We start from the raw sequence: 20,727 nt of genomic DNA, 5'->3' as shown, positions 1-20,727 counted from the left end.
GTCTGCGCCGGTCAGTGAATCGACGGGTCCTTCTGCTCGCTCCTGGCGTGCTCCTGCCGATCGTGTTCCCGAAGTTTTTCAAGCCGTTGCTGGATAATGCCAAAAACGCTCTGTTTCGGGTACCTGCCTTTGTCGTTGGCCTCGCCCGCCGGGCGCCCAAGCAGCAGGGTCACAGCTTCTTCCACGGTCGAAACCGCGTAAATGGAGAATTTCCCTTCCCGAACCGCCGCCAGCACCTCGCTGTCCAGCATCAGGTTCTGCACGTTGGTGGCCGGAACGATCACGCCCTGGGTTCCGGTCAGGCCGCCCTTGAGCTGGCAGGTGGCGAAGAAGCCCTCGACCTTCTCGTTGACACCGCCAATCGGCTGCACCTCTCCGAACTGGTTGACCGAACCGGTGATCGCCAAGTCCTGACGTACCGGCACCTCGGACAGGGCCGAAACCAGCGCACACAGTTCCGCCAGCGAGGCACTGTCGCCGTCGACCTCGCCATAGTTCTGTTCGAAGGTCAGACTGGCCGACAGGTGCATCGGGTCCTCGACGGAAAAATGGGACGACAGCCAGGAGGTCAGAATCAGCACGCCCTTGGAGTGGATGTTGCCGCCGAGCTTCACATCGCGCTCGATGTCCATCACCCCTCCATCGCCATAATAGCAGGTGGCGGTCACCCTGTTGGGCAGGCCAAACTCGAAACCGCCGGTGGACAATACGGACAGGGCGTTGACCTGCCCCACCCGCACGCCGGTGGTGGACACCAGCGTCGAGCCATCACGAATCGAATCATACAACTGATCCCGGATGCGACTGCTGCGGTATCGCGCGCTCTCCAGCGCCCGTTCCACATGCACCTCGGTGATCAGCCGGGCGTTGGCCTGGCGCGCCCAGAAATCGGACTCCCGCAGCAGGTTGGCGATGTCCGCGGCGTGCAGCGACAACCGTTCCTGATGCTCCGCCATGCGGGCGCTGTGTTCAATAATCCGGGCCACCGCCTTGTTGGTGCAGTGCAGCAGCTTTTTCTCGTTGACCAGGCTGGCGATAAACTTGGCGTACAGCAGCTGGCTGTGCTCGGTGCGGTACATTTCGTTCTCGAAGTCCGCCGTCACCCGGAACAGCTCGGAGAACTCCGGGTCGTACTCCTGCAGCAACAACCAGGTCTCGCGGTCACCGAACAGCACGATCTTGACATCCAGCGGCACCGGTTCAGGCTCGATAGAGATGGTGCCGGACAGAGTCAGCTCGCGCTCAAGGGAATTGATCTGGAGCATGCGCGAGCGCAGTGCCCGCTTCAGCCCATCCCATACGAACGGTTGTTCCAGCACCTTGATGGCGTCCATCAGCAGGTAACCACCGTTGGCCCGGTGCAGGCTGCCGGCGCGGATCAGCGAGAAGTCGGTGAACACCGTGCCCTTGTAGGTAACGTTTTCCACGTAGCCAAACAGGTTGTGGTAAGTGGGATTGTCCTCGACCACCACCGGCACTTCGTTGGTTTTCTGCTGCACCAGCAGGTTGACGAGGTAGCGCCGGGGCATCTTCTTGTCCAGGGAGGCATAGGCAATGGCGGCCTGCTCCTCGCTGTCATCCAGGAAGATGTCCAGGTTCTCCACCAGATCGGCGCGCACCGCCTCCAGATACGCCACCACGTCCGGCAAATCCCGGTACTTTTCCTCCAGATCGTCGATCTGGTGCCCGGAGATGCTTTCCAGCGTCTCCTGATTCAGCGCCTGCTGCTTCTCGGTGTATTCCTGCTCCCAGTCGGCAATCCGGCGCAGGGCCTGGCGCAGTTTCTTTTCCAGACGGTTGATGGCGTCCTCGAACTTCTGGCGCTGTTCGTCGGTCAGGGCCTGGAACGACTCGGCGGTGTGCGGTTCGTCACCGTTCATGGCCACCAAACGGTAGCCCCCGGGGGTGGAGATGGTCAGGCTGACCTTCTTGCGCCGGGCCTGGGCCGCCACCTTTTCCAGCTCTTCTTCCTGCTTCTTGGCATACTCGCCCTTCAGCTGTTCCGAGCGTTCAAGGAAACTGTCGCTGTCAAAGGTCTGAGGAATCACCTTCACCAGGCGCGCCATCAGCTTTTCCATGTCCTGCTTGAGCTGAATGCCCTTGCCGGCGGGCAGCTTCAGCAGCCTGGGTTCCCTCGGATCCTCGAAGTTGGCGACGTAGCACCAGTCATGGGCCTGCTGCTCGGTGTCCACATGATGCTCCAGATACCGCAGCATCATCGTCCGCTTGCCCAGGCCGTTGCGACCCACGGCGTAAACGTTGTAACCACCATGGGGCATGGCCAGGGCAAAACGAACCGCCTCCTGGGCCCGATTCTGGCCTACAATTTCTTCAAGGGGCTCCAGCTGCCGGGTGGTCTTAAATGGCAGATCTTTGAGAACGCAGGCTTTATACAGCTTGTGCAAAGGCAGTGGCTTCAAGGTCAGTTCCTGTAGCAATCCCGTGGCCCGGTGAGCAATCACCCGGGCGGACAACAACTTAAAGATAAAACATCGGCGCCCATTGTAGAGTCTGAACGCTGCCCTGTCGCGCCCATGCGACAGACACGGCAAAACAACAAGAACAGCCAGGGAGATGTCCACATGACGCACGCGCTCACCGATCGCCGGATCAAGGACCGTTACCGAGCCTCCTGCCTGGGGGTCCGGTTGCGCGAGCACGGTCTGTTCGGCCGGAGCACATCCGGAATACCGGTCACCTGCCTGGACCTGAACCGCTACGGCATGGCGGTTCTGAGCCCACGGCCATATGCCCCGGGGGCGCGGCTGCTGATGGATTTTGAAGGTAAGTACATTCGCGAGTCCCGGGTGGGCGCACGGGTGATCGAATGCCAGCCGTTCCAGGCTGGCTATCGGGTCAGCGTACAGTTCAGCTATTGCCGGGACAAGAAAGGCTACTCACGGGCTGCGGACAACGCCCTGTCTCGGCTGGAAGGGCTCTATAACACGGGCTGCGCCGGCTAGACGCCGCTCAGATCAGCCCTGCCTCCAGGCTGGCCGCCACGTACAATCCCAGCTCCCGGCACTGTTCCTCGAACTCATCACGATACTCGCCCCGGCAGATCAGGGGCGGCTGAACCTGTCGCCAGCGCAGACCGGTGGTGATGGACTCAATAGCGCGCCGAGTGCCGGTGCCGTCATGGCCGGCGCGGATGTAGAACGCGAAGGGCAGCCCCTGGGTCCGATCCAGGCAGGGGTAATAGCTGCGGTCGAAAAAGTCCTTCAGGGCGCCGCTCATATACCCCAGGTTTTCCGGCGTCCCGAGCACAAGAGCGTCACAGGCGAGCACATCATCGGGGCCGGCGTCCAGCGGTGCCTTGACCACCACCTCCACCCCTTCGACCTCGCCGCTGCGGGCCCCGGACGCCACCGCCGCCCGCAGGCGGCGGGTATTCGGGGACGGCGCATGGGCCACGATCAGCAATCGCTTCATGCGGCCCGCCCCGGAGTGCTCCCCGCCCGGTACGGATCAGAGCAGCTCGCCATTCGCCTCGGCCGGTGCCGCCTCGGGTACGGCCTCCTTCTTCACGGGCTTGGGCATGAGTTTTTCCCGGATCCGGGCTTCGATCTCGTGCGCGATCTCCAGGTTCTCCTCCAGGAACTTGCAGGCATTCGCCTTGCCTTGACCGATCTTATCGCCGTTATAGGAGTACCAAGCCCCGGATTTCTCGACGAAGCCTTCCTTCACACCCATGTCCAGCACCTCGGCCATATGGTAGATGCCTTTGCCGTACAGGATCTGGAACTCGGCCTGTTTGAACGGAGGCGACACTTTGTTCTTGACCACCTTCACCCGGGTCTCGTTACCAATGACCTCGTCGCCGTCCTTGACGGAACCGATGCGGCGGATGTCCAGGCGCACGGAGGCGTAGAACTTCAGGGCGTTACCGCCCGTGGTGGTTTCCGGCGAGCCGAACATGACGCCGATCTTCATCCGGATCTGGTTGATGAACACCATCAGGCAGTTGGCATTCTTGACGCTGGCGGTCAGCTTACGCAGGGCCTGGGACATCAGGCGGGCCTGCAGGCCCACATGGCTGTCGCCCATCTCGCCCTCGATTTCCGCCTTCGGAGTCAGGGCCGCCACCGAATCCACGATGATCACATCCACCGCGTTGGAGCGCACCAGCATGTCAGCGATTTCCAGAGCCTGCTCGCCAGTATCCGGCTGGGACACCAGCAGCTCGTCCACGTTCACGCCCAGCTTCTCGGCGTAGATCGGGTCCAGCGCGTGCTCGGCATCCACGAAGGCGCAAGTCTTGCCCTGCTTCTGGGCCTCGGCGATCACCTGCAGGGTCAGCGTGGTCTTACCGGAGCTCTCCGGACCATAAATCTCCACAATCCGACCGTACGGCAGGCCGCCGATCCCGAGCGCGACGTCCAGGCCCAGTGAGCCGGTGGATACGGCCGGGATGGCCTCCCGGGGCTGATCCCCCATCTTCATGACCGCGCCCTTGCCGAACTGGCGCTCAATCTGACTCAGTGCTGCACTCAGTGCTTTCTTGCGGTTATCTTCCATCGGTCGAATCCCCTCGTCGCCTGAGCTGCCGGCATGCCGCGCGGGCCGGCAGCGGATCGTGGACAGGATCCCCATCCGGGCAAATCCTGTATATTTGAACAGTATTAAAACACAAGCCGGGGAGCAGACCAACCCCTCCCCGCGACACCGGTCACGAATCCATGAGCGCCGGCGCCAGATACCGGCTCACCGACTCCAGAGCGAACAGCACCGACTGGCGCCGTACCTGGTCACGATCGCCCTGAAACCGCCGGACCGCCGTTTCGGTGTGCTCCGGCCCCGAGCCCCAGGCAAACCAGACCGTACCCACCGGCTTGTCCGGGCTGCCACCGCCGGGCCCGGCGATGCCGCTGATCGCCACCGCCACATCCGCGCCGGTGGCGGCCAGCGCCCCCGCCACCATCTGCCGCACCACCGGCTCGCTGACCGCGCCATGCTCGGCCAGGGTTTGGGCCGACACCCCCAGCACCGCCTGCTTGGCGGCGTTGCTGTAGGTCACCAAACCGGCCGTGACATAATCCGACGAGCCCGGCCGGTCCGTCAGCACCTTCGCCACCCAGCCGCCGGTGCAGCTCTCCGCCGTCGCCATAACCCAGCCCTGCTCCTGTAACAGATCCCCCAGATGGTCCGCCGCCTGATTCAGGGCCTCATCACTGACCTGAACAAAGTCACTCATCATCCGCTCCCATGTATCCGCTGACGACTGGTTGCGCTCACCCCTACGGGTTCGCCGCCGGGGTGAACCACTCGCTCATTTCACCATATCCGTACACAAAAGCCAGCTTGCGAAGCTGACAGAGGCTCCGGACATTCATTGACCCGCTTCTGCCCTCATCATTCAGCCTCCACCCGCTGACAGGCCCGACATCAGCGGCCGAACAGATATGCTCTGCATTATAAGACCGGCAGGGGTCTGAAACGGAATATCACCGGTCAGTTTCCGAATGCAGCCAGTCCCGGCGTATGCCAGTGGAGCATTTCCAGGACAAGGATCGGAAACTGCCCGGGCCGGGTAACGCTATCGCGGTCTTGCCTGACACCTCCCGGGCAATAAAATAACCCAAATACCTGGGCGGTAGTGATGTACAGGCAGCCCCAGCCCGTAGGCACACACATGGTTGCGTGTATTTCCTCGTAACAGTGGCGCCGTCACAAGGGTGCTGCAGTTACATGAAGAAAATGGAAGGAATGGACATGGCTATGATCGGCCTGCCATGCAGTTCTGACGGGCGTGCCACTCTGATTACCAGGGCATCCGGACAGGATGCTGCCGGAACCGCCACCTCACTGCATGGAAAATACTGCATGGAAAATACAGATGTCTGCCCGGAAGCTCCGCCAACGGGAAAAGTCCGAACCCTTCTTCATGTTCCCCGCAACAACTTTGGTGTTGCTTCTCTTTTTGCTGGCTACAGAGGCTTATTCCTTGTCTATATTTGATACAGGAAAGGTGTGCACATTTTTGGCTTTTTCCGGAGTCATCCTCAAAGGCAGAACTCCGGTTTCAAATGCAACCGTTACAAGAACCACTTCTTACCAGAAAAAGGAAACCGACCGGACCAGAACTGACGAGCACGGCTATTTTGAAATGCCGGCACGATTTGAAAGAAGCATTTCAAGCCTGCTCCCTCAGGAGTTTGCGGTTGGCCAGCTTGTGACCGTTACCGTAAATGATGTCGATTATGTAATATGGGATGGCGTCAAACGTATAAGGGATGAAAATTCGGAAGCAAGAGGGAAGCCGCTGATCGTCACCTGTGACATTGAAAATGAACTCAGAGCCATAGAAGTCGATTGTCAGCCTTTCGTTACCAAGTGCACATGGGATGTGGTTCCGGACAAGATTGACAAGGGGTTCTAGGAGAGCTCAGCAGAGTCGCAGACAGCCAATCCCGGACAACACCCGGGATTGGCAGATCACTCTCCCGGATACCGGCCAAGTACAGACAACTCCACCTTCCCCGCCTGCCACCGCCCGCACTCCCACAGGTCGGCAGCCACGGTTTCAATCACCGGCCGCAGTTCCAGGGGCTCCAGCCAGCATGAGGGGATGGCCGCGGTGCCGGACATCAGCCCCAGCAGCTGGCCGGCCATGGCACCGGTGGAGTCCGAGTCGCCATCATGATTGACGGCCAGCAGGATGCCCTGTTCAAAACTTTCCGCCACCAGTGCGCAATACAGGGCTATGGCCAGAGCCTCTTCCGCAACCCAGCCTTCTCCTAGGGCCGCAATGGCGTCCGCATGGGGCATGCCGGATGTGCTCAGGGTCAGGGCCAGATCCAGGGCGGCTGCAGTTTCCTCATGCCCGGGCTCCGCAAGCAACCGCTGCCGGGCTGAAGCCATGGCGTCCGGCAGGGGCTGACCATCAAGCAGATTGAAAATCACCGCTGCAAAGACGCCGCCGCTCAGATAACCGGTGGGATGCCCGTGCGTAAGGCCCGCACACATGCAGCCATCGGCAAAGGCCTGATCCGCTCCTGCCTCCTGCAGGGCCCACCGGAACAGGCCCACCGGTGCCACCCGCATGACGCCGCCGCAGCCCTTGCTGTCGTTACCGGCAATTCCGGTTTCGCCCGGGTAATCCTGCAGCGCCGTCAGGCAGGTCATACCGGGAGAGCGGCGGCTGTGCAGGCTCTTCTGCCGGAACAGCCAGCCATCGGTACGGGCTTCCATTTCCTGATATTCACCTCCCTGGGTCACCAGCCAGCGCAGACAGGCATCTGCAACTGCCTGCCCGTAATCCGCACGCCCCTGCTGCAACTGCTGCAACCGGCCCCGCAACAGGCCCTCGGCAGTAAACAGCGTCATCTGGGTATCATCGGTGATCCGGCCGCGGCCACCGTAAGCTTCGGCATGGTCGGTAATCCCCTGCGGCCCGAACCTTTGCAGAATCTCCGCCCGGGACAGGAATTCCACCGGCGCCCCCAGGGCATCCCCGATAGCTCCGCCGAGAAGGCAGGCCGTGTAGTGATCGCGGGAGGGGAATGTCACCGGCACTCTCCCCCGGCAGCAGAACCGGGACGTTTTGTCGCAGTCTGTATGAAACTGAGCTGTGTCATTGTGGAAATACACCGACTGGGGCTATTGATAGAGCATGGTTCCGGGATCCTGCCCGGATGTCCGGTATCCGTCACGACTGCAGTCCGGGAATGGCCCATGGTGCCTGACATCCCCACGGGCACAGATACAATCAGGAGGATACGGGAGCCGCCGGCGGGCTGCTCTGCGTGATCATCCGGACACGGGTCCCCGAATACCCGCCCCGAACAGTTTTCCGTAAGGAGGTCATATGCGCAAGGTCAACGTTGCTGTTATAGGCGCCGGTAGTGCCGGCCTTACTGCCTACCGTTCTGCCCGGGAACATACCGACAGTGTTCTGCTGATTGATCCGGGCCCGCTGGGCACGACCTGCGCCAGGGTCGGCTGTATGCCCAGCAAGCTTCTGATCGCCGCTGCCGACACCGCCTGGCATATGCGCAAGGCCGACATGTTCGGAGTCAGCGCCGGAGAGATTCAGGTGGATGGCAAGCGGGTCATGCAACGGGTACGCAGGATGCGCGATGGTTTTGTCAACAAGGTGCTCCGGGGAATGGCCTCCATACCGGAATCGGACCGGCTGGACAAGGCCGTGCATTTTGTCTCGGATCACCGGCTGGAAACGGAGGATGGCGAGCAGATAGAAGCAGACAGCATTGTGATTGCCACCGGCTCACGGCCCAATATTCCGGGCATGATGAAGGCTGCCGGCGACCGGCTGCTGGTCAATGATGACCTGTTTGAACTGACTACCCTGCCTGAATCCGTGGTGGTGTTCGGGGCCGGTGTGATCGGGCTGGAACTGGGACAGGCCCTGCACCGGCTGGGAGTCAGGGTACGCCTGTTCGGACTGGGCGGCCTGATCGGCCCCATTGGTGACGAGGACATCCGCAAGGCCGCCTACCACTGCTTCAATGACGAGTTCCCGCTGGATCCGGACGCCCATGTCAGCCATATCGGGGAAACGGCCTCCGGGGTCCGGGTATCCTTTACCGACAAGGACGGCCGGGAAGTCACCGAGCAGTTCGATTACCTGCTGGCGGCCACGGGCCGGCGCCCCAACGTGGACAGGCTGGGTCTGGAAAACACCAGCCTGGAGCTGGACGAGCATGGCATCCCCGTATTTGATCGCGACACCCTGCAGTGTTCCGTCAGCCATATTTTCATTGCCGGGGATGCCAACAACTACCTGCCCCTGCTGCATGAAGCCGCGGATGAAGGCAGAATTGCCGGCCGCAACGCCGCCCGGCTGCCGGACGTCACGCCGGGCCCCAGAACCGTGCCCCTGGCCATTGTCTTTTCCGACCCGCAGATTGCGACCGTCGGGCTGCAGCCGGCACAGGTGGAACAGCAGTATGCTGGCCGCTACGCCGTTGCCGCCTTCGACTTTGCCCAGCAGGCCCGCGCCAAAGTACTGGGCCGGGACCGCGGCCTGATGAAAATATGGGCGGAAACCGGTAGCGGAAAACTCCTGGGCGCGGAAATCTTCGGCCCGGACGCCGAACATCTGGCCCACCTGCTGGCCTGGTCCATGCAGCAACGACTGACGGTAAAAGACCTGCTGGCCATGCCCTATTACCATCCGGTCCTTGAGGAAGGCCTGCGCAGCCTGCTGCGGGAGCTGCAGAGGCGGGTGTGAATTGAGGGAACGGGGGCGTTGCCCCCGTTTTCCTGCCCGGACAGATGATACACTGCTTCATACCTGCCTCCCCTTCCTGCTTTCTACTCGCCGAAACGTCACAAAATCTTAAACATCCTGTCACCTGGCTGTTTCCGGATTGTCATCCGCCGGAACCAGAATTTTCGCTCGAAACCTCTGATCAGGCATACGAAAACCGGAGGCCTGCAGAACGGGAAAGATGCGAAACCTCATGAACCTGTCAACACGACAACAGCAGATCCTTGCCATGCTCGCCCAGACGGATGGCCGCCTGGACAGCAGCGAACTGACTGAAGCCTTTCAGGTCTCGGTACAGACCATCCGCAAGGATCTCAATGAACTCAGCAACCGGGGACTGGTGCAGCGGGTACACGGCGGCATCACCTGGCCACGTCAGAACCGGAACCTGTCGTTTTCCAATCGACAGGTGATCAATCTGGAGGCCAAGCGTGCCATCGCCCAGGCGGTGGCGAAACGGCTGCCGGAAGGTGCCTCCATTTTTCTGGGCATAGGGACCACGCCCCAGCAGGTGGCCCAGGCGCTGCTGGATCATCCCGGGTTGCAGGTGATCACCAACAATCTGAACGCCGCCATCACCCTATGCCATAACCCCCGGATCGAAACCTTGGTGGCCGGCGGCCGTATCCGCCCTGCGGACCAGGATCTGATGGGGGAGGACACCACCCGTTTTCTGCGCCGCTTCCAGGTCAACTACGGCATCTTCGGTATCGGAGGCCTGAGCGCTCGGGGTGAACTGATGGATTTCTCACCGGAGGAATCACATCTGTCCAGGGCCATTATCGACTGCGCCGATCAGAGCATTCTGGTGGCGGACAGCAGTAAGTACCTGCGCAACGCTCCAGTGCGCACCGGGCTGCTGGAGGAGGTCAACATCTTTGTCACCGACCGCCTGCCGCCGGAAGTGCACGCCCTGCTGGCCCATACCGAAACCGAACTGGTCTGTACCAGCATGCCAACAGAGGAACACACGGATGAGCCAACTTGAGGTGCAATCCCTGAACAAGGGCTGGGCCGGGGTTCAGGCGGTCGACGATCTCACCTTCCGCATTGAACAGGGGGAGTTTGTCGCCCTGCTCGGCCCCTCCGGCTGTGGCAAGTCCACCACCCTGAAAATGATCGCCGGGCTGGAGCAGCCCGACAGCGGGAGGCTGCAACTCAACGGCCGCGACATCACCCGGCTGCCGCCGGGCCAGCGCCAGCTGGCGATGGTGTTTCAGTCCTACGCCCTCTTCCCCCACCTGAGTGTGGAGGAGAACATTCTGTTCGGCCTCAAGGCCCGTCGGGTGCCCCCCGCCGAACGCCAGCGCCGCCTGCGCCGGGTGACGGAACTGGTTGATCTGGGCCCCCAGCTGCACAAGAAGCCTGGCCAGCTCTCCGGCGGTCAGTGTCAGCGCGTGGCCCTGGCCCGGGCGATAGTGGCTGAAGCCCCCCTGTGCCTGATGGACGAACCCCTCTCCAACCTGGATGCCCGGCTGCGCAACGAGATGCGGGTCGAACTCAGAGCCCTGCAGCAGCAGCTGGGAATGACCGTGCTCTATGTCACCCACGACCAGGTGGAAGCGATGAGCATGGCCGATCGTATCATTCTGATGAACCAGGGCAGAGTGGCCCAGTACGGTCCCCCGGAAACGCTCTACAGCCAGCCACAAAACACCTTTGTGGCCCGTTTCATCGGTAACCCCCCCATGAACCTCATCCGCTGTGGCGAACGGCTGCTCGGCATCCGTCCGGAACATGTGACCCTGCAACAGCAGGGGGTAGACGCGCGGGTTGTGCATGTCGATTACCAAGGGGCCGACACCATTATCGATGCGGCCTTGCCCGGGCACGACAACCAGATCCTCAAGCTGCGCCTGCCCGGCCATCAGTGCCTGGCGCTGCACAGCGAACTGAAGCTCGCCTGGCCCTCGACCCAGGAGCACCACTTCTGTCTCCACAGCGGAGAGCGACTGAACAGGGATTTTGCAACACCCGACCATCCACTGATACAAACGGAGCCTACCCATGTTGTCTAGAACCAAACGTCTGCTGGCCGCTGGCCTTGCCTCCCTGGTCGCCATTGCCGCCCAGGCCAAGACTGAACTGACCATGTACTACCCGGTCTCTGTCGGCGGTCCCCTCACTCAGGTGGTGGATGGCATGATCGAGCAGTTTGAACAGCAGAACCCGGAGATCGAGGTCAATGCCATCTATGCCGGCAACTACAATGACGCGAGGGTCAAGGCGCTGGCAGCACTGAAAAGCGGTCAGCCGGCTCAGCTTTCGGTCATGTTCTCCATCGATGTTCACGAACTGATGGACCAGGACGCGATCATCCCCTTTGATGAGCTGGTGGAAACGGACGAGGAGCGCCAGTGGCTCAACAGCTTTTATCCCGCCCTGATGGAAAACGGCAAGGTGGATGGCGTCACCTACGGTATTCCCTTCCAGCGTTCCACCATCGTGATGTACTACAACAAGGATGCCTTCCGCGAGGCCGGCCTGGACCCGGAGCGTCCCCCGCAAAACTGGGATGAACTGGTCGAGATGGGGCAGAAGCTGGTGAAGACCGATGCCAGGGGGCAGGTGGAGCGCTGGGGTGTCATGATTCCCTCCACCGGCTACCCCTACTGGATGTTTGGCGCCCTGGCCAAACAGAACGGCGAAGTGCTGATGAACAGTGCTGGCAACCAGACATGGTTCAACAAGCCTGGCGTGGTTGAGGCCCTGGAGTACTGGCGTGACCTGGGCAGCCGATACGGTGTCATGCCGGAAGGAACCATTGAATGGGGCACCCTGCGCCAGAACTTCCTGGAACAGAAAACCGCCATCATGTGGCACTCTACCGGCAGTCTGACTGCGGTCAAAAGGAATGCGGACTTTGACTTTGGTGTTGCCATGCTGCCGGCTCGCAAGAACTTCGGCTCACCCACAGGAGGCGGCAACTTCTACATTTTCAAACAATCGACCCCGGAAGAGCGCCGTGCTGCCCTCAAACTGGTCCGCTTCATGACCTCTCCAGAACAGGCTGCTCACTGGAGCATTGAAACTGGCTACATTGGCGTCAGCCCGGCTGCCTATGAAACCGAGGCCCTGAGCCGGTATATCAAGGAGTTCCCGCAGGCGGCAGTGGCTCGGGATCAGCTCAAGTACGCTACCGCCGAGCTGGCCACCCACCAGGCCGGTCGCATCCGCAAACTGCTGGATGACGCCATCCAGTCGGTTCTGAACGGCCAGGCCGAACCGGAGGCCGCGCTGAATGCGGCCCAGAAACAGGCAGAGCGCATACTGTCCCGCTACTGATTCCGGTATTGATCCAACCGCCTGGGGTGAGCAAGCGCCCCAGGCTCTCCGGTATTCGACTCTCTCCAGGGTGACCCGATGAACCAACGTACCTGGCTACACGCCTGGCTGATGCTGTTGCCGGCACTGGTCATGCTACTGGCCTTTACCCATATACCCGCTCTGAGCACACTCTGGCACTCCCTGTACCTGCCCGCCCGCAGCGGCGAACAGGCCGAGTTTGCCGGGCTCGACAACTACCGCATGCTGCTGGATGACGAGGTGTTCTGGCAGGCGCTGAGCAACAACCTCTGGTACGCCCTGGGCACGGTACCCACCTCCATGGTACTGGCCCTGGTGATGGCCCTGTGGGTCAACAGCCGGATTCGCGGCCGCACCGCTCTGCGGCTGGCCTATTTCACTCCCACCATGCTGCCCATGATTGCCGTCGCCAATATCTGGCTGTTCTTCTACAGCCCGGAGATCGGCCTGTTCAACCAACTGCTGGGCAGCCTGGGGCTGGACAGTATCAACTGGCTGGGGGATCCGGACTGGGCCCTGCCCAGCCTGATGCTGATGACCATCTGGAAGGAGGCCGGCTTCTTCATGATCTTCTACCTGGCGGCCCTCCAGGGACTGAACCCCGACCTCTACGCTGCGGCGGCGCTGGAAGGAGCCAGTCCCTGGTACCGTTTCCGCCGCCTGACCCTGCCCCTGCTGATGCCAACCAGCCTCTTTGTGCTGGTCAACGCCGTGCTCAACGCCTTCAAGCTGGTGGACCACCTGTTCATCCTGACCAAGGGCGGCCCCAACAACGCCACCAATCTGCTGCTCTACTACATCTACGAAAACGCCTTCGCCTTCTTCGACAGCAACTATGCCGCCACCCTCACCCTGGTGCTGCTGGTACTGCTGATCCTGCTGGCGCTGCTGCAGTTCACCCTGCTTGAACGTCGTATCCACTATCGCTAAGGAGCTGCCATGACTAATCGTCTGACCAGAGCTCTCACCACCGCTGCCGCCTGGTGGCTGGGGCTGCTGTGGATCATGCCCCTGATCTACGCACTCTGGGCCGCCACCCATGGAGCACAGTTCACCACCCATTTTGATCCTTTCGCCCCCCTGACCGGGGAACACTTTGTGACCGCCTGGCAGCAGGCACCCTTTGTCACCTACATGCTGAACACCCTGATCATTACCGGCCTGATTCTGGCCGGGCAACTGCTACTTTGTACCCTTGCCGGCTACGCCTTGGCGCGGATGCCCTTTCCCGGCCGGGGTATGGTGTTCGCTCTGGTTCTGCTGCAACTGATGGTAGTACCGGAGATCCTGATCGTGGAAAACTACCGTACCCTGGCCGGGCTGGACCTGATCGACACGCCACTCGGCGTGGGGCTGCCCTACATGGCCAGCGCCTTTGGCATCTTTCTGCTGCGGCAAACCTTCAAGGGTGTGCCCCAGGAGCTGGAGGACGCCGCACGACTGGAGGGCTGCTCCCGTCTGGGGGTGCTGTGGAAGGTCTACGTCCCCCTGGCCAAACCCACCTATCTGGCCTACGGTCTGGTCTCCGTCAGCCACCACTGGAACAACTTTCTCTGGCCGCTGGTGGTGACCAACACCGAACAGAGCCGCCCCCTGACCGTGGGGCTGGCAATCTTTGGCGCCCCTGAATCCGGCGTCGACTGGCCGGTGATCTGTGCCGGTACTCTGATCGCCATAAGCCCACTGCTGGCCCTGTTTCTGCTGTTCCAGCGCCGCTTTGTCCACTCATTTATGCATGCAGGACTGAAATGATGCCCGCACCCTGTCCCGAGGATGTAACACCGACTCAACCCCCCAGGCCCGGCCCCCTGCCGGAGCGGCTGGAACACCGCATCCGCTATCTGTTCACTGACGTGGACGACACCCTGACCTGGCAGGGCCGCCTGCCGGTGGAGACCTTCGTCGCGCTGGATCGGCTGCAGCGTGCCGGCATTCAGGTGATTCCGGTCACCGGCGCCTGCGCCGGCTGGTGCGACTGCATCGCCCGCACCTGGCCGGTAAGCGCCGTGATCGGTGAAAACGGCGCCTTCTGGATCCAGCCCGATGATCGGGGCACCATGAAGCGCACCTATCGGCAGCCACTGGTGGAAAGAACCCGCAACCGCGCCCTGCTGCAGCGCCTGCAGCAACGGTTGAGCACACAGCATGACTTTGCCCGCCCCACCGACGACCAGCCCTATCGGGAGACCGATATCGCCTTCGACATCGGCCAGCAGTGGCAGGCCAGCCGGGAAGAGCGGGAGCGGCTGCTGACACTGCTGCACCAGGCCGGCGTACAGGCGCGCCTCAGCTCCATTCACATCAACGCCTGGCTGGGCGATTACGACAAGGCCAGCACCGCTCAGGCCTGGCTGGAACAGGAAGCAGCCAGAAGCGGACAGCCGATCTCCACCCATGAAGTGGCCTTTATCGGTGATTCCGGCAACGATGCCGCCATGTTTGCCCACTTCCCCTACAGTGTGGGCGTGGCCAACATCGCCCCCTTTCTGGACAGCCTGCCCCACCCCCCGCGCTATATCACTTCGGCCAGCGGAGGATTCGGTTTTGCCGAATTTGTCGAACGATTGCTCAAATAAAGACTCCCTAGGCCGCCTTCCGCCGCTACCTTCTCATCCCCTGCCGCAGGCCCGGCCCTGATCGCTCAGCGCCCCCGTACCGGGCAATCGCTTGCAGGACCCGCCGACACTCTGGTGGCAGCTGATGCTACTGCATCAGCTGCAGGTGGACTGGCTTTGCAGCCATACTCGCCAGCCACCGCAGGCGGTGATGTCGGTGGCGCCGCTCAGGCCGGAAGCTTCACAGATGAAACCACTGACCCAGCGCCCGTCCGCCAGTTCCACCTTGCCGATGCCCAGGGGCGCGGGAATGGCGGCGACGAAACTGCCCAGCTCCGCCGTGGGCAGGGACCAGATCTCCACCTCGATGGCCGCCCCCTGCTGCTCGTCCCGGACCAGCGCCGGGCGCTGTGGCGGTCCCCCGGCCAGGGCGTAAAGCCTGTAGCTTGCGGCAGTGGTGGTGCAGGCCTTGAGGCGGCCGCCGCGCTCGGTCAGCTGCCAGTTCAGCGGCTGTCCCTCCAGGTGTGCACCGCACACCAGCAGCTCCGTATACCGGCTGTCCCTGCAGGGCGGCGCGGCCGTTGCGCTGCCGGCAATCTCCAGAGCCCCCAGGGGCAGGGGCAGGATCTGGCGGATGCGGTTGGCAATGGACAGCAGCATGCGGTCGCTGAAGTGATCCCCCACCAGGGTTACGCCAAAGGGCAGGCCCCGGGCGGTAAAGGCCGTAGGCACGGCCACCGAGGTCATGTCGAGCAGGTTCATAAAGTTGGTGTAGTAGCCCAGCTGGGCGTTGTAGAGAATGGGCTCGGCCAGCATCTCGTCCACCGTGAACAGCCGACCGGCGGTGGGGGTCAGCAGGCAGTCCAGCCCTTCCATCTGAGCCATGCAGGCCAGCCGCAGTTCCTGCAGCCGGTACTGAGCCCGGAACAGATCCGTGGCCCGCGGCTCTCCGCCCGGTTCCACAATGGCCCGCACCACCGGGTGGATGGCGTCCGGCTGCCGTTTGAGCAGGGGTTCACAGGCGATGTAGCGCTCCGCCACCCAGGGCCCCTCGTAGAGCAGCCGGGCGGCCTCGTCGAAGGGGGCATAGTCGATGGTCACCAGCTCCACGCCCGCCTGTTCCAGCGCTGTCAGAGTCTGTCGGTAGGCCTGTTCGTAGTCCCTGTCGCCAAAGAATCTGAGCTGGTCGTCGGCCAGAATACCCAGACGCAGGGGGCCGGTGTGCAGGCCGTACTGGCGGGAGCTGTTGTCAAAGCGGTTGCGGCGGCTGTAGCCGTCTCGCGGGTCGAAGCCCTCGGCACAGGCCAGCACCCGGTCCGCATCATCGGTATCAAGGGCAAAGATGCTGATGCAGTCCAGTGAGCGGCAGGCGGGTACCAGCCCGGTGGATGAGAGCAGCCCCTTGGTGGGCTTGAGCCCCACCAGATTGTTGAAACAGGCGGGCACCCGTCCGGAGCCGGCGGTGTCCGTGCCCAGACTGAAACTGGCCAGCCCCAGTGCCACCGCCACAGCGGAGCCGGAACTGGAGCCACCGGAGATGTACTCCGGATCAAAGGCGTTGCGGCAGGGTCCGTAGGGGGAACGGGTACCGTTGAGGCCGGTGGCGAACTGGTCCAGATTGGTCTTGCCCACCGGAATGGCGCCGGCGTCGATCAGCTGTTGCACCACCTGTGCCGAGGCTTCCGGGGTATAGGCAAAGGCCGGGCAGCCGGCGGTGGTGGGGATGCCGGCCAGATCAATATTGTCCTTGATGGCAAAGGGAATGCCCCAGAGCGGATGCCGGGCCGGATCCTTGTCCGCCAGGGCATCCAGCCAGGGTTTCTGCTCAGCGCGACTTAGCAGGTGTATCCAGATGTTGCGCTTCTCATATTCAGCGGCACGCTGGCGGATCTGTGCCATCACCTGTGCCGGTGTGGTCCGCCCCTCGGCGTAGGCTGTCTGCAGAGCCTTGATGGTCATATCGGTTTTCATGCGCATTCTCCTGTTGCCTTCAGGCTCGCTTCATCTTCCAGTACCACCAGCGCCTGCCCGGCGCTGACCCGACTGCCGGCCGCCAGCAGCAGCTGGCTGACCACCCCGTCACAGGGGGCGTGGATGGGAACCTCCATCTTCATGGACTCCAGTATCATCAGGGGCTGGCCCGCCCTGACCGTATCGCCCGGCTGCACCTCGGTCTGCCAGACGCTGCCGGAAACCGGGCTGTCCACCACGGTGGCATCCTCGGGCCAGTCCTGTTCGCTGATCTCTGTCTCCGGCTCTTCCACTTCGAAATTGAACTGGCCGTTGGCATGCCAGCGCTCCAGCTCCTCCCGGAAGGCCCGGTTACGCGCTTCCGTAAAGGCCCGGATTTCGTCCTGGTTGGCGGCGATAAACTGCTCATACTCGGCCAGGGAGAAGCGGCTTTCCTCAATCTTCAGCGGATAGCGCCCCTGGGGGAAATCCCGCCGGATCTGCTGCAGCTCCTCGTGGCTGACCTCGTAAAAGCGGATCTGGTCAAAAAAGCGCAGCAGCCAGGGCTTTTCGAACTCCGCGGTGCGGCGGTAGCGGTTCCACATCTGCAGGGTGCGGCCCACAAACTGGTAACCCCCCGGCCCCTCCATGCCGTAGACACAGAGGTAGGAGCCGCCAATCCCCACCGAGTTTTCCGCGGTCCAGGTGCGGGCCGGGTTGTATTTGGTGGTCACCAGCCGGTGGCGCGGGTCGACGGGTGTGGCCACCGGAGCCCCCAGATACACATCCCCCAGCCCCATCACCAGGTAGGAGGCGCTGAAGACGATCTCCTTGACCGCCTCGATGCTGTCCAGCCCGTTGATCCGGCGGATAAATTCCAGGTTGCTCGGGCACCAGGGGGCGTTCTTGCGTACCGACTGGTCATATTTTTCAATCGCCAGCCGACAGGCCACGTCATCCCAGGACAGGGGAATGTGGACAATCCGGGAAGGCACGCTCAGCTCCGTCAGCCGGGTGGACAGCTCCCTTTCTCCCCGTTCGACATGGGCCAGCAGTGCCTGCTGACTGAGGGTCTGGCTGTCGTAATGGATCTGCAGGGAGCGGATACCCGGGGTCAGCTCATGGATGCCCTCAAGGGGATGCTGCTGCAGCCACTGCATCAGCGCGTGGGCACGGAAACGCAGGCGGATATCCAGCTCCTGGGGGCCGTATTCCACCAGCAGGAAGTGGTCGCCGGCGGCGCGGCAGACAATTTCGTCGCCAAAGGTTGCGGCATCAAAGCGGGCCAGGACCGGCGAGCGGGGCGCAACCGGCTGCCAGGGAGCCGGTACCTCCGTCAGGGTTTCGATGGCACGATTCTGGGCCGCTTCCAGGGCCACCGCATCGGCCTGAGTCACCGGCACAAAACGCACCCGGTCTCCGGCCCGCAGCTGCCCCAGCTTCCACAGATCCGCGGTGATCACCGTGGCGGGACAGACGAAGCCGCCCAGCGAGGGGCCGTCCGGGCCGAGAATAACCGGCATGTCGCCGGTGAAATCCACGGTACCGAAGGCGTAAGCGTTGTCGTGGATGTTGGAGGGGTGCAGGCCGGCTTCGCCGCCATCCTTCCGAGCCCACTGTGGCTGGGGGCCGATCAAGCGGATGCCGGTACGGCTGGAGTTATAGTGGATCTCCCAGTCGGTATCGAAGAAGGTGCGGATATCGGCTTCGGTAAAGAAGTCCGGCGCCCCCTGCGGGCCGCAGATCACCCGCAGTTCCCAGCGGTTGCCGATCTCGGGGCGCAGGCTTTCAGGGACAGTGGCCGGAGCAACGGGTTTGGCCGTAGCATCCAGATGCAGCACATCACCGGCACGCAGGGCCCGGCCGTTGTGGCCACCGAACTGGCCCAGGGTAAAGGTGGCGCGGGAGCCCAGATAAGGCGGGCACTGAAAGCCGCCCCGCACCGCCAGATAGGCCCGGGCACCCGCCTCGCGGATACGGCCCAGCTGCAGGGTCTGTCCGGCCGCAATATCCACCACCTGCCAAAGCGGGACCGGCTCCCCGTCCAGTCTGGCGTCCACCGGGGCACCGGTCAGGGCGATCTGGGTATCCGTGGCAAATTTCAGGGTGGGGCCCTGCAGGGTGATCTCGAGTCCGGCCGCCTCCGGCGGATTGTTGAGCAGCCGGTTCGCCAGCCGGAAGGAACGGTTGTCAAAGGCTCCGGACGGGGGAACCCCCACATCCCAGTATCCCCGGCGGCCCGGAAAATCCTGCAGGGTGGTCTGGGTGCCCCCGGCCATCACATCCACCCGTGCCGGACGGAATTCGAAACTGTTCAGGTAAGCGGTGGTCACCTCACCCCGCTGCAATACGGGGTCACGGGTCAGGGCGCGCAGATACTCCAGGTTGGTCTCGCTGCCGTAGAGCTGAATCTCCGCCAGGGTCTGCTGCAGTTTTGTCAGGGCGGCACTGCGGTTCTCCGCGTGCACAATCACCTTGGCCAGCATGGGATCAAAGAAGGGGGGGACTTCGATGCCGGATTCGATCCAGTGGTCGATGCGGATGCCCTCCCCTTCGGGGAAACTCACCTGGCTGAGCAGACCGGCACAGGGCTGGAAGTCTCGCCAGGGATCTTCCGCATAGAGGCGGACCTGAATGGCGTGGCCGGCCGGTTTGAGTCGCTGCCGCTCCGCTTCCAGATCCGGCGCTTCACCGGCAGCGATGCGCAGCATCCACTCCACCAGATCCACGCCATAGACTTCTTCGGTCACCCCGTGCTCGACCTGCAGGCGGGTGTTCACCTCCAGAAAGTAGAACTGCCGGGCATCCGCGTCATAGATAAATTCCACCGTCCCGGCGTTGCGGTAGTTCACGCTGGCAAGCAGGCGTTCCGCCGTGCGCTGGATCTGTTCCCGCAGGGCATCGTCCAGGTTGGGGGCGGGGCATTCTTCCACCACCTTCTGGTTGCGCCTCTGGCTGGAGCAGTCCCTATCCCCCAGCGCCAGTGCCCGGCCTTCACCGTCACCCACCACCTGCACTTCGATATGTCGGGCCCGGGCGATGAACTTCTCCAGAAACACCCCGTCATTGGCAAAGTTGTTGGCCCCCAGTCGCTTGACCGACTCGAAGGCCCGCGCAAGTCCCGCCTCATCCTCACACAGCTGCATGCCGATGCCGCCGCCACCGGCGGTACTCTTGAGCATGACCGGATAACCGATCCGCTCCGCTTCGGCTTTGGCCGCGGCCAGATCGGTGAGCAGTCCGGAGCCGGGCAGCAGGGGCACTCCGGCCGCTTCCGCCAGCTCCCGGGCCCGGTGCTTGAGGCCAAAATCCACCATCTGATCCGGGCGGGGACCGATAAAGGCGATTCCTGCGGCCTCGCAGCGCTGCACAAATTCGGCATTTTCACTGAGAAAGCCGTAGCCGGGATGGATCGCCTGGGCACCGCTTTGTGCGGCAATCTCCAGCAGACGGTCCATATTCAGATAGGTGTCCGCCGCCCCGCCCTCGCCCAGGTTCCAGGCTTCGTCGGCCTGGCGCACATGCAGGCTGTCGGCGTCACAGTCGGCATGGACGGCAACAGAGGCGATGCCCAGGCGTTTCAGAGTACGGATGATGCGGGTCGCGATGGCGCCCCGGTTGGCAATGAGTACTTTATTGAACATTGCAGATCCTGGCACGGGTCGTCCCGTGATATATGCTGCG

General features: G+C 62.5%; 16 protein-coding genes. 9 read left to right on the top strand and 7 right to left on the bottom strand.

The features are described from left to right. Nucleotides 1-11: 11 nt before the first annotated feature. The gene (locus BTO32_RS08775; RefSeq protein ID WP_076724260.1) at nucleotides 12-2,420 is read right to left on the bottom strand and encodes a Lon protease family protein; all 2,409 of its coding nucleotides are present in this window, start codon (nucleotides 2,418-2,420) and stop codon (nucleotides 12-14) included. Nucleotides 2,421-2,582: 162 nt separating this feature from the next. Here BTO32_RS08775 and BTO32_RS08770 point away from each other — a divergent pair, with 162 nt between their 5' ends. After that, complete coding sequence (locus tag BTO32_RS08770) at nucleotides 2,583-2,963, top strand: PilZ domain-containing protein (RefSeq protein ID WP_076724259.1); 381 nt, start codon at nucleotides 2,583-2,585, stop codon at nucleotides 2,961-2,963. 7 nt (nucleotides 2,964-2,970) lie between these two features. Here BTO32_RS08770 and BTO32_RS08765 read toward each other — a convergent pair whose 3' ends face one another. The 3 genes from BTO32_RS08765 to BTO32_RS08755 form a co-directional block, all read right to left on the bottom strand. After that, nucleotides 2,971-3,432 carry a flavodoxin family protein gene (locus BTO32_RS08765; protein WP_076724258.1) on the bottom strand — a complete coding sequence of 154 codons (462 nt, stop codon included), beginning with the start codon at nucleotides 3,430-3,432 and terminating at the stop codon, nucleotides 2,971-2,973. Nucleotides 3,433-3,468: 36 nt separating this feature from the next. Next, nucleotides 3,469-4,518, bottom strand: coding sequence for a recombinase RecA (gene recA / locus BTO32_RS08760; RefSeq protein ID WP_076724418.1), 1,050 nt, complete (start codon nucleotides 4,516-4,518; stop codon nucleotides 3,469-3,471). Nucleotides 4,519-4,669: 151 nt separating this feature from the next. Further along, nucleotides 4,670-5,194 carry a CinA family protein gene (locus BTO32_RS08755; RefSeq protein WP_425435222.1) on the bottom strand — a complete coding sequence of 175 codons (525 nt, stop codon included), beginning with the start codon at nucleotides 5,192-5,194 and terminating at the stop codon, nucleotides 4,670-4,672. Nucleotides 5,195-5,836: 642 nt separating this feature from the next. On the opposite strand from BTO32_RS08755, the gene BTO32_RS08750 reads away from it, so the two are divergent. Beyond that, nucleotides 5,837-6,379 carry a DUF6795 domain-containing protein gene (locus BTO32_RS08750; RefSeq protein WP_084206821.1) on the top strand — a complete coding sequence of 181 codons (543 nt, stop codon included), beginning with the start codon at nucleotides 5,837-5,839 and terminating at the stop codon, nucleotides 6,377-6,379. Nucleotides 6,380-6,435: 56 nt separating this feature from the next. Here BTO32_RS08750 and BTO32_RS08745 read toward each other — a convergent pair whose 3' ends face one another. Next, nucleotides 6,436-7,509 carry an ADP-ribosylglycohydrolase family protein gene (locus BTO32_RS08745; protein WP_076724256.1) on the bottom strand — a complete coding sequence of 358 codons (1,074 nt, stop codon included), beginning with the start codon at nucleotides 7,507-7,509 and terminating at the stop codon, nucleotides 6,436-6,438. A 298-nt stretch (nucleotides 7,510-7,807) separates the two neighbouring features. Here BTO32_RS08745 and BTO32_RS08740 point away from each other — a divergent pair, with 298 nt between their 5' ends. The 7 genes from BTO32_RS08740 (at nucleotide 7,808) to BTO32_RS08710 (ending at nucleotide 15,114) form a co-directional block, all read left to right on the top strand. Next, the gene (locus BTO32_RS08740) at nucleotides 7,808-9,193 is read left to right on the top strand and encodes a dihydrolipoyl dehydrogenase (RefSeq protein WP_076724255.1); all 1,386 of its coding nucleotides are present in this window, start codon (nucleotides 7,808-7,810) and stop codon (nucleotides 9,191-9,193) included. 232 nt (nucleotides 9,194-9,425) lie between these two features. Further along, nucleotides 9,426-10,220, top strand: a complete 795-nt coding sequence (locus BTO32_RS08735; RefSeq protein WP_076724254.1) for a DeoR/GlpR family DNA-binding transcription regulator — start codon at nucleotides 9,426-9,428, stop codon at nucleotides 10,218-10,220. Next, the gene (locus BTO32_RS08730) at nucleotides 10,207-11,250 is read left to right on the top strand and encodes an ABC transporter ATP-binding protein (protein WP_076724253.1); all 1,044 of its coding nucleotides are present in this window, start codon (nucleotides 10,207-10,209) and stop codon (nucleotides 11,248-11,250) included. Before BTO32_RS08735 ends, BTO32_RS08730 begins: the two co-directional genes overlap by 14 nt. Then, the gene (locus BTO32_RS08725) at nucleotides 11,240-12,517 is read left to right on the top strand and encodes an ABC transporter substrate-binding protein (protein WP_076724252.1); all 1,278 of its coding nucleotides are present in this window, start codon (nucleotides 11,240-11,242) and stop codon (nucleotides 12,515-12,517) included. Before BTO32_RS08730 ends, BTO32_RS08725 begins: the two co-directional genes overlap by 11 nt. Before the next feature lie 78 nt (nucleotides 12,518-12,595). After that, entirely contained in the window at nucleotides 12,596-13,468 is an 873-nt protein-coding gene (locus BTO32_RS08720; RefSeq protein ID WP_076724251.1) for a carbohydrate ABC transporter permease, read from the top strand. Nucleotides 13,469-13,477: 9 nt separating this feature from the next. Next, entirely contained in the window at nucleotides 13,478-14,290 is an 813-nt protein-coding gene (locus BTO32_RS08715) for a carbohydrate ABC transporter permease (protein ID WP_076724250.1), read from the top strand. Then, a complete protein-coding gene (locus BTO32_RS08710; RefSeq protein ID WP_175618652.1) occupies nucleotides 14,290-15,114 on the top strand; it encodes an HAD family hydrolase in 825 nt (274 codons plus the stop codon). Before BTO32_RS08715 ends, BTO32_RS08710 begins: the two co-directional genes overlap by 1 nt. Before the next feature lie 135 nt (nucleotides 15,115-15,249). Here BTO32_RS08710 and atzF read toward each other — a convergent pair whose 3' ends face one another. Together atzF and uca are read right to left on the bottom strand one after the other, a co-directional pair. After that, complete coding sequence (gene atzF, locus BTO32_RS08705; RefSeq protein ID WP_076724249.1) at nucleotides 15,250-17,070, bottom strand: allophanate hydrolase; 1,821 nt, start codon at nucleotides 17,068-17,070, stop codon at nucleotides 15,250-15,252. Further along, nucleotides 17,061-20,687, bottom strand: coding sequence for an urea carboxylase (gene uca, locus BTO32_RS08700; RefSeq protein ID WP_076724248.1), 3,627 nt, complete (start codon nucleotides 20,685-20,687; stop codon nucleotides 17,061-17,063). Before uca ends, atzF begins: the two co-directional genes overlap by 10 nt. Nucleotides 20,688-20,727: the final 40 nt, after the last annotated feature.

This window comes from Marinobacter lutaoensis, assembly GCF_001981305.1.
Taxonomy (GTDB): domain Bacteria; phylum Pseudomonadota; class Gammaproteobacteria; order Pseudomonadales; family Oleiphilaceae; genus Marinobacter; species Marinobacter lutaoensis.
Note: the sequence above shows the minus strand (reverse complement) of the source record. Positions and strands in the feature narration are given on the sequence as shown.

Excerpts from the sequence above, each read along its gene's own strand:
- uca (WP_076724248.1), bottom strand. The coding sequence starts at position 20,687 with ATGTTCAATAAAGTACTCATTGCCAACCGGGGCGCCATCGCGACCCGC.
- recA (WP_076724418.1), bottom strand. The coding sequence starts at position 4,518 with ATGGAAGATAACCGCAAGAAAGCACTGAGTGCAGCACTGAGTCAGATT.
- BTO32_RS08730 (WP_076724253.1), top strand. The coding sequence starts at position 10,207 with ATGAGCCAACTTGAGGTGCAATCCCTGAACAAGGGCTGGGCCGGGGTT.
- BTO32_RS08720 (WP_076724251.1), top strand. The coding sequence starts at position 12,596 with ATGAACCAACGTACCTGGCTACACGCCTGGCTGATGCTGTTGCCGGCA.
- BTO32_RS08710 (WP_175618652.1), top strand. The coding sequence starts at position 14,290 with ATGCCCGCACCCTGTCCCGAGGATGTAACACCGACTCAACCCCCCAGG.
- BTO32_RS08755 (WP_425435222.1), bottom strand. The coding sequence starts at position 5,194 with ATGAGTGACTTTGTTCAGGTCAGTGATGAGGCCCTGAATCAGGCGGCG.
- BTO32_RS08740 (WP_076724255.1), top strand. The coding sequence starts at position 7,808 with ATGCGCAAGGTCAACGTTGCTGTTATAGGCGCCGGTAGTGCCGGCCTT.
- BTO32_RS08765 (WP_076724258.1), bottom strand. The coding sequence starts at position 3,432 with ATGAAGCGATTGCTGATCGTGGCCCATGCGCCGTCCCCGAATACCCGC.
- BTO32_RS08735 (WP_076724254.1), top strand. The coding sequence starts at position 9,426 with ATGAACCTGTCAACACGACAACAGCAGATCCTTGCCATGCTCGCCCAG.
- BTO32_RS08770 (WP_076724259.1), top strand. The coding sequence starts at position 2,583 with ATGACGCACGCGCTCACCGATCGCCGGATCAAGGACCGTTACCGAGCC.
- BTO32_RS08715 (WP_076724250.1), top strand. The coding sequence starts at position 13,478 with ATGACTAATCGTCTGACCAGAGCTCTCACCACCGCTGCCGCCTGGTGG.
- atzF (WP_076724249.1), bottom strand. The coding sequence starts at position 17,070 with ATGCGCATGAAAACCGATATGACCATCAAGGCTCTGCAGACAGCCTAC.
- BTO32_RS08725 (WP_076724252.1), top strand. The coding sequence starts at position 11,240 with ATGTTGTCTAGAACCAAACGTCTGCTGGCCGCTGGCCTTGCCTCCCTG.
- BTO32_RS08750 (WP_084206821.1), top strand. The coding sequence starts at position 5,837 with ATGTCTGCCCGGAAGCTCCGCCAACGGGAAAAGTCCGAACCCTTCTTC.